The following is a 9,998-nucleotide window of genomic DNA, read 5'->3' on the forward strand; positions in this document are numbered from 1 at the left end:
TGATCGGCGCGGTCGTCGGCACCGCGTGCAACCTGCTGCTGCCGCCCCCGGTGTGGGTGGACGAGGCCGGGCGGTCGATCGAGGACATGGCGCGGCGGGTGCGCCAGCTGATGCTGCGCATGGGTGAGGAGGCCGCGGGCGGCATCCCCTGGGAGCGGGCGGCCGAGCGGCTGCACGAGGCGCGCCGGCTGGACCACGACATCGTCCAGGTGGACGCGGCGCTGCGGCAGGCCGAGGACAGCCTGCGGCTCAATCCCCGGGTCAAGGAGGGGCTGCTGCACCGGGTGGTGCTGCGCACCGGCCTGGACACGCTGGAGATCTGCACGGTCGTCCTGCGGGTGCTGGCCCGCTCGTTCACGGACCTGGCCAAGGCCCGTGGGGCCCAGGAACTGTTCCCGCCCCGGGTGGGGGCGACGGTGGAACAGCTGCTGTCGGAGATCGCCGACGCCATCGTGAGCTTCGCGGTGCTGGTGACCACCCATCTGAGCGAGAACGCCGAGTCGGCGGAGGAGCGGCTGAGCGCGGAACTGCGCACGGCCGCCGCCACCCGGGACCGGCTGGCCGAGCTGCTGCAGGAGGAGATCCGCAAGGACTGGGCGCACTGGCAGCTGCTGGGGGCCGTCCTGACCGAGACGACCCGGATCATCGACGAGCTGAACACCGAGCACCGCGCCCGCCGCCTGCTGGAGGAGCTGGACCGGGTCTCGCGCGGGCAGCGCACCAAGCTGCCCCGGCTGGCCTGGCTGCGCGACCACCTCGGCGTGCAGGAGGAGCTGTGGCGGAACCGCGCGGGGTTCGGTGAGCGTTCTCGGTGAAGAGGTCGCCGGGGCGGGCCGGCGCGCGAGGCGAGGGAGCGGGCGGATGACGAGTGGCGGGGTCCGGATCGACGGGAACACGCTACGGCTGCCCGGTGGGGTGGCGGTGCGGTTCGTGCGCACCCTGCGGCTGCCGGAGAGCGGCACGCATCCGCTGCCGCCGGGTCTGGGCGAGTTCCCGGTCCGGCGCGTGGCCGACTACGCCGACCGGGTGCCGGAGCCGATGCGGGCGCGCGGCGGTGTGATGCTGCCGGTGTACCTGCGCGAGGCGATGTGGCTGAGCTTCGCGGGTACGACGGAGCCGGCCGCGCTCCAGGTCGGTGTGGGCAAGGTGTGCGCGGTGTCCGGCGAGCCGTGGCGCGGCCGGCTGTCCCGGCGCCCGCAGAACTACGTGGTGCTGCCCCGCCAGCCCTGGCTGGACGGCATCAACTCCGGCAGGGGCACGGTCCGCCAGTTCGTGGCCGTACCGCTCGGGCTGGGTGCGACGGTGGAGGGGCAGGTCACCGGGGAGGAGGTGTGGGGCGGGGTCCAGCTGCAGGCGTTCGCGCTGACGCAGGACGCCCTCGCGAAGTGGCGGCACCAGGAGCGGGAGCGCGAGCGGGCCCTGCCCCCGGTACCGCCCGGCGTCTTCGGCGCGACCGGGAGCTACGGTCCGCCCGGCGTCTTCGGTGCCGCCCTGCCCATGGGGGCGCCGGCCCCGGGCGGACCGCCGCCGGGCGGGGCCGCCGGTTCGCCGCCGCCCGCCGCCGCCTACGGCGCTCCCCCGCCCCCGGCGGCCGCCCCGCCCCGCGCCGCGGCCATGGGGCTGGGCGTCGGCGGCTCGATGCGGCAGGAGGTCTACCGGGACGACCGGCCGCTCGGCGACTGGTCCGATGAGCCGGCCGGGCGGGTGTTCGTGCACCTGGTCACGCCCCCGGAGTGGCGGCGGATCACCGGCGAGGCACCCCCGCCGTCGCCGGTCGACCGGGCGGCGTACACCCGCGCGGGCCTGCCCTGGTACGACTACTACGACGCGGACGCCGAGGACCTCGCCCCCTCGGACACCCTGGGCGGGGTCGAGCCGGTCGGCGAGTGGCTCGGGGCCGACCTGGACCCGTGGCAGGCGCCGGACGCCGGTCAGGTGGCCCCGTTGAAGGACGCGCCGGGCAAGCCGGTCGAGGACGGGGAGTGGTGACGACAGCCGTCGCGCCCCGCGCGCGGGCTGTCGCCGGACTTGCTCTCGCCGGCGGCCACGGGCCAAGGTGGCTGTCACCAGCGGGGCGACCGACGACCTGAGGTGCGGGATGGACACGGAGGCACGGACGGCGGACGGGGGATCCTCCCCGCCCCGGCGGGACGGCGGGCGCGGCGGCTGGACCAGACGCCGGTTCGTCGGGGCCGTGGCCGGTACGGCGGCCGTCGTGGCGGTGCCGTCCCCCGCCGCCCCGCCGGCGGACACCGGGGACCCGCGGAGCGCGCCGGACGCGGCCCTGCCGGCCCGGAGGCCGTCCGGTCCGCGGCCGCTGTACGTGGGCACCTACACCTCCGTCGACGGCGGCGGCACCGGGATCGGCCTGGCGTCGTACGACCCGGAGTCGGGCCGGATCACCGGGTCCGGCACGCTCGCCGGGGTGCCCGACCCGTCGTACCTCGCGGTGCACCCGGACCGCCGCACGCTGTACGCGGTGGACGAGCGGCCGGACGGCGGGGTGACGGCCGTACGCCTCGCGGACCGGCAGATCCTCGGCACACGGAGCACCGGCGGGGCCGGGCCCTGTCACCTGTCGGTGCATCCGAGCGGGCGCTGGCTGCTGAGCGCCGCCTACGGTTCGGGCAGTGTCGCCGTGCACCCGATCGACGCCTCGGGCGCCCTGGGCGAGCGCACCGACCTGGTCACGCACACCTCTCCGCCGCCCGGCCCCGGTCAGCAGGGCCCGCACGCGCACCAGTTCCTCACCAGTCCCGACGGCGGGCACGTCCTCGCCGTGGACCTGGGCACCGACACCGTGTACACCTACCGTCTCGACCCGGTCGCGGGCACCCTCACCGAGGTGGCCCGGGCGCGGACCCGGCCCGGCGCGGGGCCGCGCCACCTGGCCTTCCATCCGGGCGGCCGGTACGCCTACCTGGCCAACGAGGTGGACGACACCGCCGCCGTGTGCGCCTACGATCCGCGCTCCGGCCGGCTGCGGGTGGGCGAGCCGCAGCCGACGGGGTCGGACGGCGGCACGAACTATCCGGCCCAGTTCCTGGTGACGGCCGACGGCCGGTACGCCTTCCTCGCCAACCGGGGCCACAACAGCCTCGCCCGGTACGCCGTCGAGGACGACGGGGCCCGGCTGCGGCTGCTGGGCACGGTGCCGGTGGGCGGGGACTTCCCCCGGCAGATCGCGTTCTCGCCCGACGGCCGGCTGCTGTTCGCGGCGAACCAGCGCTCGGGCACGGTCACCGTCTTCCACGTCGACCCGGAGCGCGGGCGACTGCGCCTCGCGGGCGAGCCGTTCGCCTCACCCGTCGCCGTCTGCGCGCTGCCGCTGTAGCGCGCGGGGGCAGCCCGCGGCGGCGGCCTGGGCGAGCAGGGCGTGCACGCGCTCGGTGAGCTGGGCGACGTCGTCGGCGGGCGTGTGGAAGGGCAGCCGTACGTCGCCGTGGGCGCGGGTGCGTTCGACGCGCAGCGTGAGTCCGTGCCGGTCCACGGCCAGCGGCACCACCCGGATCGCGGCGTGCAGGCTCTCGGGCCGCACCAGGCGGGTGAGGCGCTGGACGGCGTCCGGGTGGGCGTCGGCGAGGTGGGTGAGCAGCCGGGCCTCGGCGCCGGCCAGGGGGTCGGGCCGGGCGGCGGCGAACTCGTCCGGCTCGATCACCACGGCCCCGGTGGGCCGGCGCAGCACCACGCGGTCGGGGTGGAGGACGAGGGCGCCCCCGGACGGGACGAGCCGGCCGGAGAGGAAGAGCCGGGCGCGGATGCGGTGGCGCACCGGTACCGGCGCCACGTCGGCGAACTCCAGGAGGGCGGCTGGCTCTTGGCGCGGGGCGCACAGGACCGCCCCGAACAGCGCGCTGTCGTCGGGCACCGCCAGGCGGACCGCGCCCTCCTCGGTGACGGAGTGCGCGCCGGCGTACTCCTCGCGCACTCCGTCCGCGGTCACCGCGCACGACCACGCGGCGGCCGGCACCGAGCGTGCCCGTTCCGCCGCGCCCGGTGCGGCCGTCCAGTCCTGCGTGTCACCCATCCCGAGCCCTCCTTAGGTAAGCCTTGCCTAACCTATCGGAGATCGGGGCGCGCGCCAACCGCACCGCACCAGCGGAGTCCGGTCCTGCAGCGGTCGAGAGATCCGTTCAGCCGATGGTGAAGCGCTGGTTCTGGGCGCCTCGGTCGCAGCTGGCAGTGCGGTAGTAGCCGTCGTCCTGCTGATAGAGGCAGCGGCCCGTGCCGACGCTTTGGAGCATGACGGCGCTGCGGGCGGCGGGCTGGACGGTGCGCCACTTCTGGTAGGAGCCGCCGTTACACGGCAGGGGGTAGACGTCGCCCCGGTCATTGCTGTCGAGGCAGCGGCCCCAGAAGTTGTTCTTGAAAGTGGTGCTGGTGTTGAGGCGGCCGTTCCACTGCCACAGGAGGCTGCCGCGACCGGTGGCGCAGCGGTCGCCCTTGAGGCCGGTTTCGGAGGTTTCGCGCAGGCAGTCACCGTAGCGGTAGTTCGCGAAGCGGCTGGTGGCGGTGGCAGCCGAGGCGGGCGTGGGGGCGAGGAGGGGGAGGGCGAGGCCGGCTGCGGTGATGAGGGCGGCGAAGGCTTTCCGGGTCGGGTGGCGCACCGGGGGGCTCCTTACGGTGGTTTCCGAGGTACGTCGACACAATCCCCGAACACCACCGCCTGTGTCTGAAAAATGGGGAAAAAACCCCCGGATCGAGCCGCCCATGCCGGCCGATCCGGTCCGGGGACGGCGCTGGGCCGTCGACGGCACGTGGGAGAGGATGGGACACGCTCTAGGCCAGGACGCCGAGCAGGGCCCGGGCGCACAGGTCACGCACCTGGTCCCGGCTGAACCGCCCCTCCCCGCGCAACCATTCGAGGCAGACGGCGGTGGTGAAGGCGAGCCAGCCGCGCACCGCGAGGCGCACCTGGGGAGCGGTCTCGACCACCGGTCCGAACTCGGGGTCGGCGGCGAGCGCGGCCAGGATCTGCTCCTCCTGGGCGGCCAGGGCCCGCTGGTAGACCCGGCGCACGGCCTGGTCGCCGGCCGCGTCGGCGCGGTGGAAGGCGCGGAAGCCGTGTGCGTGGGCCTCGACGTACCCGAGGTAGGTGTCGAGGCCGGCCGTGAGCTGCTCACGCACCGGCACCCCGGGCACCGCCGCCGTCATGCGCAGCATCCGGGCGCTCTCCCGCTCCACGACGGCGGCGAAGAACTCCCGCTTGGTCGGGAAGTAGTGGTACAGCAGACCGCGCGAGACACCGGCGATCTCGGCGACCTGCTCGATCCACACGTCGTCGTAGGGGCTCTCCGAGAACAGCCTCGCGCCGACCAACAGCAGCTGCTCGCGGCGTTCCGCCGTGCTGAGTCTGCGCCGGGCGCGCTCCCCCTGGTTCGCGGGCATGGCGTCACTTTACTTGACGCGGGTTCAACAACGGGCGGACACTGGGGCCGCTATTGAACCCACGTACAACACGCGCGCGTCACTGCGTCAACCGGCCGCTGCATCAAGCCGCTGTATCAAGGGGGATCGCGTCATGGCGGAGACGACGGGGACCACGGGGACCGGGCTGCCGACGGGCTTCCGGGGCGCCGAACAGGGCTGGCCCGGGCTGCACCGCATACCGCGTCCGCCGCACCGCCTGCCGCTGCTCGGCGATGTGCTCGGCGCCGACCGGAGACGGCCGGTGCAGGACTCGATGCGCTTCGCACGCGAGCTGGGCCCGATATTCCGGCGCCGGGCCTTCGGCAAGGAGTTCGTGTTCGTGTGGGGAGCGCCGCTGGTCGCCGACCTCGCCGACGAGTCCCGGTTCGCCAAGCACGTCGGACTGGGCGTCGCCAATCTGCGCCCGGTCGCCGGCGACGGCCTGTTCACCGCCTACAACCACGAGCCCAACTGGCAGCTGGCGCACGACGTCCTGGCTCCCGGGTTCGGCCGGGAGGCCATGGAGGGCTACCACGGCATGATGCTCGCGGTCGCCGGACGGCTGACCGACCACTGGGACCGCGAGCTGGCGGCCGGACGCACGGTGGACGTGCCCGGTGACATGACCCGGCTGACCCTGGAGACGATCGCCCGGACCGGGTTCGGGCACGACTTCGGCTCCTTCGAGCGGGACCGCCCGCACCCCTTCGTCACGGCGATGGTCGGCACCCTCCGATACGCCCAGCGGCTGAACAGCGTGCCCGGCCCGCTCGCCCCGCTGCTGCTGCGCAGCGCCGCCCGGCGCAACACGGCCGACATGGCGTACCTCGACCGCACCGTCGACGCCCTGGTCGCCGCCCGGAGCCGGTCCGGTGGCGGCGAGGGCGACCTGCTGGACCGGATGCTGGCGACCGCGCACCCGGAGACCGGGGAGAAACTGTCCGCCGAGAACGTCCGCAAGCAGGTGATCACGTTCCTGGTGGCGGGCCACGAGACCACCTCGGGCGCCCTCTCCTTCGCCCTGCACTACCTCGCCCGGCACCCCGGGATCGCCGCCCGGGCCCGCGCCGAGGTCGACCAGGTCTGGGGCGACACCCCGCGGCCCGGCTACGACCGGGTCGCCAAACTGCGCTACGTGCGCCGGGTGCTGGACGAGTCGCTGCGGCTGTGGCCGACCGCGCCCGCCTTCGCCCGCGAGGCCCGCCAGGACACCGTCCTCGTCGGCGAGCACCCGATGCGCGCGGGCGCCTGGGCCCTGGTGCTGACGCCGATGCTGCACCGGGAGCCGGAGGTGTGGGGCGAGGACGCCGACCGGTTCGACCCCGACCGGTTCACCGCGGCGGCCGTGCGCGCCCGGCCGCCGCACACCTTCAAACCGTTCGGCACCGGGGCCCGGGCCTGCATCGGCCGTCAGTTCGCCCTGCACGAGGCGACGTTGGTCCTCGGTCTGCTGCTGCGCCGCTACGAGCTGTACGCCGACCCCGGCTACCGGCTCACCGTCTCCGAACGCCTGACCCTGATGCCGGAGGGACTGCGGCTGCGCCTGGAACGCCGGCCGGCCCACCCCACGGCAGCGGACGGCCCCCGGCACGACCCGGCCGGACCGGCACGGTCCCTGTCAGCGGTCCGCTGTCCAGTGCACCGGTCGGCTGACTGAGGCCGGCAGCCGCGTCCCCGCGCCGCCCCGGGCCGCGTTGACCTGCGGCTGGGTGAGGAAGAACGCACCGGTGAGGTCCGCGTCGGTCAGGTCGGCGTCCCGCAGGTCGGCACCGATCAGATCCGCGTCGCGCAGGTCGGCACCGGTGAGGTCGGCGGCTATCAGACAGGCTCCGCGCAGGCTCGCCCCGCGCAGGTCCGCGCCCCGGAGCCGGGCACCGACGAGGTCCGCCCCTCGCCGGTCCTTGCCCTTGCCCTTCCCCTTGCCCTTCCCCTTGCCGCCGGCGCCGGCCCGGGCCAGTTCGCTGGTGCGCAGCAGCAGCACGTTCACCTCCTGCCGGTGCGCGGCCACGTCCAGCGCGGCCAGCTCCTCGGGCGTCCCCCGGGTGAGCCGCTCGGTCTTCTCCAGCGCCTGCCGCAGCTCGGGATGGACGGGCCGGGCGGCGGACAGGCCGAGTGCCTCGGTCAGGTACCACAGCAGCTCGTGCAGCTGCCGGACGACCGGGAACACGTCGAACATGCGGCGCGCCTGCTCCTTCGGTCCGGTGCGCCAGTCCTGGCCGCCGAAGGTGACCTGCGAGACCTTCTGGCCGGCGCCGAAGCAGTCGTACACCGTGCAGCCGGTGAAGCCCTTGCCGCGCAGGCCGGCGTGGATGCCGCAGCGGTGGTCGCTCTGGAGGTTCGGGCAGGGCTTGCCCGCGGGCTTGTCCAGGGCGAAGTCGGCGGAGCGGGCGAAGGGCAGGGCGACGCAGCACAGCCCGAAGCACCGCGCGCAGTCACCGCGCAGGTCGGAGGGGGGTTCGGCTATCTGATCCGGCATGGTATCCACCTTACTGACCGCCCGCCCGGCCCCTGCGGCGGCGGGCCGCGGCTCCCTCACCGGTCGGACCTCACCGGTCGAACACCTCGAAGGCCACCGCCGGTATGCCGCCGAAGCGCTTGCCGGCGGCGGTGGTGGTCTCGGCGAGGAAGTCGCGGGCGTAGACCTCGGGATCCAGGTCGGTCAACGCCTCGATGTAGCTGCGGTGCTCGAGCAGCGAGCGCACCGCCCGTTCCAGCCCGGGCGTGGCGTCGACGGCGTGGGTGGGGCTGCTGGAGCCGGCGACGGCCACCCGGCGGACGCCGTTCCACGGTTCCAGCCCCTGCTCGGCGAGGTCCGGGAAGATCCAGCGGTTGCCGGCGTCGGCCGCGGCGTCCAGGGTGGCGCGGCCGACGGCGACGTGGTCGGGGGTGTTCCAGGCGGCACCGCCCCAGGTGTCGCGGTGGTTGAGGGTGACGACGAGTTCGGGCCGGTGGCGGCGGATCGCGGCGGCGATGTCACGGCGCAGCGCGAGGCCGTATTCGATCACGCCGTCCCGGTGGTCCAGGAACTCCACGGTGCCGACACCGACGACGGCGGCACTGGCCCGCTGCTCGCGTTCGCGCAGCGGGCCGCACGTGGCGGGGTCCAGGGTGGCGATGCCCGCCTCACCGCGGGTGGCCAGCACGTAGGTGACCTCCCGGCCGGCGTCGGTCCAGGCGGCGACCGCGGCGGAGCAGCCGTATTCGAGGTCGTCGGGGTGGGCCACCACGGCGAGGGCCCGCTGCCAGTCGTCGGGGAGGGGCTGGAGCTGGGTGATCATGGACTCCGTCATGGGCGGCAGACTATGTCACTCCGTGCGGTGGACAACTCCTTTTGCGGCGCGCTCCGTTGCGTCAGACTGCGTCAGACCTCGTCGCGCACCATCGCCAGCAGGCGGTCCAGGACGTGGGGCGCGCCCGCGCGGAGACCGTCGTGCTCGTACTCGTTGGTGACCCAGGGGCGCAGGCCGCGGATCGCGGCCGCCGTCTCGAGGGAGTGGGCGGTGTCGACGTACATGTCGTCGTGGTACACGGCCGCGGCGACCGGGACCTCGTTCGCGGCGAGCCGTGCCGGGTCGTAGAGGGGCCCCCAGTCGGTGCGGGCGGCGAGCAGTTCGGCGGTCTCCCGCAGCGGGCGCAGGGCCGGGTCGGCGTCGAAGATCCAGGGGTGGACGGTCTCGCCGGTGAAGAGCACCGGGCCGTCCCCGGTGAGCGCCTTCGCCGCGTCGAACTGCGGGAACTCGGCGCGGACGCGTTCGGCGGCCCAGGCGGTGGGGCGGGCGTCCTGGCCGTAGATCGCCTCGTGGACGAGGGCGTACAGGGGGTGGGAGGCGTACGACAGGAGGGACTGGGCCTGTTCCTGGAACGCGTCGGACAGCTCCGGGCCGGCGGGCGTGCGGACGAAGGCGTCCTCCAGCAGGTGGTGCAGCCGGTGGCTGCCGTCGCTGGTGCCGAGCATCAGGCCGAGGGACTGGAAGGCCTCGACGGTGAAGCGGTAGCCGTTCGGGAGGACCACGTCGTGGGTGAGGAGGTGGTCGGCGATCCGACGGGCCCGCTCCACGTCCTGCGGGTAGCGGGCGTAGTGCGCGGTCACCTTGCGCTCGATGCGCGGGTAGGCGGCCCGGTAGACGTCGTCGGCGTGCGCGTGCAGGGAGGGCAGGCCGCCGGTGATGATCGCGGTGTCGATGCCCTCGGGGGCGAGGGAGAGGTACGACACCGTGCAGAAGCCGCCGAAGCTCTGGCCGAGCACGGTCCACGGGGCGCCACCGGTGACCCGGGGGCGGATGACCTCGCAGTCGCGGACGATGGAGTCGGCACGGAAGCGGGTGAGGTGCTCGGCCTGGGCCGCGGGACCGCCGCGCAGCGGGAGCGTCTGCCGGGTGGCGGGCGTGGAGCGGCCGGTGCCGCGCTGGTCGAGCAGCAGGACGCGGTACTCCTTCAGGGCCCGGTCGAGCCAGGCCTGACGTCCGACGAAACGATTCGCCCCGAAGCCGGGGCCGCCCTGGAGGTACACCAGCCAGGGCAGGTCCTGCCCGGCCTTGTCGCTCGCCACCGCCTCGCGGGCGTACAGCTCGACGGTCTCGCCGCCCGGG

Annotated in this window: 10 protein-coding genes; 4 read left to right on the forward strand and 6 right to left on the reverse strand. The window is 74.7% G+C overall.

Going from position 1 to position 9,998, the window contains the following annotated elements; all coding sequences use genetic code 11:
* The 3 genes from IE312_RS41680 to IE312_RS24125 form a co-directional block, all read left to right on the forward strand.
* Positions 1-815, forward strand: an 815-nt coding sequence (locus IE312_RS41680) for a hypothetical protein (protein WP_229900376.1), incomplete at its 5' end; no start/stop codon positions are given.
* A gap of 46 nt (positions 816-861) precedes the next feature.
* On the forward strand, positions 862-1,989 hold the full coding sequence (locus IE312_RS24120) for a hypothetical protein (protein ID WP_189984412.1): 1,128 nt from the start codon (positions 862-864) through the stop codon (positions 1,987-1,989).
* A gap of 109 nt (positions 1,990-2,098) precedes the next feature.
* A complete protein-coding gene (locus IE312_RS24125) occupies positions 2,099-3,334 on the forward strand; it encodes a lactonase family protein (RefSeq protein WP_189984413.1) in 1,236 nt (411 codons plus the stop codon).
* Here the strand turns inward: IE312_RS24125 and IE312_RS24130 are convergent.
* The 3 genes from IE312_RS24130 to IE312_RS24140 all read right to left on the reverse strand — a co-directional run bounded on the left by IE312_RS24130 (position 3,302) and on the right by IE312_RS24140 (position 5,388).
* Entirely contained in the window at positions 3,302-4,027 is a 726-nt protein-coding gene (locus IE312_RS24130; protein WP_189984414.1) for a DUF2470 domain-containing protein, read from the reverse strand. The two genes, IE312_RS24125 and IE312_RS24130, sit on opposite strands and share 33 nt — an antisense overlap.
* 106 nt (positions 4,028-4,133) lie before the next feature.
* The gene (locus tag IE312_RS24135; RefSeq protein WP_189984415.1) at positions 4,134-4,607 is read right to left on the reverse strand and encodes an RICIN domain-containing protein; all 474 of its coding nucleotides are present in this window, start codon (positions 4,605-4,607) and stop codon (positions 4,134-4,136) included.
* 172 nt (positions 4,608-4,779) lie between these two features.
* Positions 4,780-5,388: a TetR/AcrR family transcriptional regulator gene (locus IE312_RS24140; RefSeq protein ID WP_189984416.1), complete on the reverse strand. Its 609-nt coding sequence runs from the start codon at positions 5,386-5,388 to the stop codon at positions 4,780-4,782.
* Between the two features lie 133 nt (positions 5,389-5,521).
* Between IE312_RS24140 and IE312_RS24145 the strand changes: the two genes are divergently transcribed.
* A complete protein-coding gene (locus IE312_RS24145; RefSeq protein WP_189984417.1) occupies positions 5,522-7,066 on the forward strand; it encodes a cytochrome P450 in 1,545 nt (514 codons plus the stop codon).
* Here IE312_RS24145 and IE312_RS24150 read toward each other — a convergent pair.
* From IE312_RS24150 to IE312_RS24160, 3 genes are all read right to left on the reverse strand, one after another.
* Complete coding sequence (locus IE312_RS24150) at positions 7,028-7,885, reverse strand: pentapeptide repeat-containing protein (RefSeq protein ID WP_189984418.1); 858 nt, start codon at positions 7,883-7,885, stop codon at positions 7,028-7,030. The two genes, IE312_RS24145 and IE312_RS24150, sit on opposite strands and share 39 nt — an antisense overlap.
* Positions 7,886-7,955: 70 nt before the next feature.
* Positions 7,956-8,699 carry a PIG-L deacetylase family protein gene (locus tag IE312_RS24155; protein ID WP_189984419.1) on the reverse strand — a complete coding sequence of 248 codons (744 nt, stop codon included), beginning with the start codon at positions 8,697-8,699 and terminating at the stop codon, positions 7,956-7,958.
* A 71-nt stretch (positions 8,700-8,770) separates the two neighbouring features.
* Positions 8,771-9,998 (reverse strand): alpha/beta fold hydrolase (locus IE312_RS24160; protein ID WP_229900377.1); only part of this gene is annotated, 1,228 nt, incomplete at its 5' end.

This window comes from Streptomyces capoamus, from assembly GCF_014654935.1.
GTDB classification, from domain to species: domain Bacteria; phylum Actinomycetota; class Actinomycetes; order Streptomycetales; family Streptomycetaceae; genus Streptomyces; species Streptomyces capoamus.

Excerpts from the sequence above, each read along its gene's own strand:
- IE312_RS24120 (WP_189984412.1), top strand. The coding sequence starts at position 862 with ATGACGAGTGGCGGGGTCCGGATCGACGGGAACACGCTACGGCTGCCC.
- IE312_RS24125 (WP_189984413.1), top strand. The coding sequence starts at position 2,099 with ATGGACACGGAGGCACGGACGGCGGACGGGGGATCCTCCCCGCCCCGG.
- IE312_RS24130 (WP_189984414.1), bottom strand. The coding sequence starts at position 4,027 with ATGGGTGACACGCAGGACTGGACGGCCGCACCGGGCGCGGCGGAACGG.
- IE312_RS24140 (WP_189984416.1), bottom strand. The coding sequence starts at position 5,388 with ATGCCCGCGAACCAGGGGGAGCGCGCCCGGCGCAGACTCAGCACGGCG.
- IE312_RS24145 (WP_189984417.1), top strand. The coding sequence starts at position 5,522 with ATGGCGGAGACGACGGGGACCACGGGGACCGGGCTGCCGACGGGCTTC.
- IE312_RS24150 (WP_189984418.1), bottom strand. The coding sequence starts at position 7,885 with ATGCCGGATCAGATAGCCGAACCCCCCTCCGACCTGCGCGGTGACTGC.
- IE312_RS24155 (WP_189984419.1), bottom strand. The coding sequence starts at position 8,699 with ATGACGGAGTCCATGATCACCCAGCTCCAGCCCCTCCCCGACGACTGG.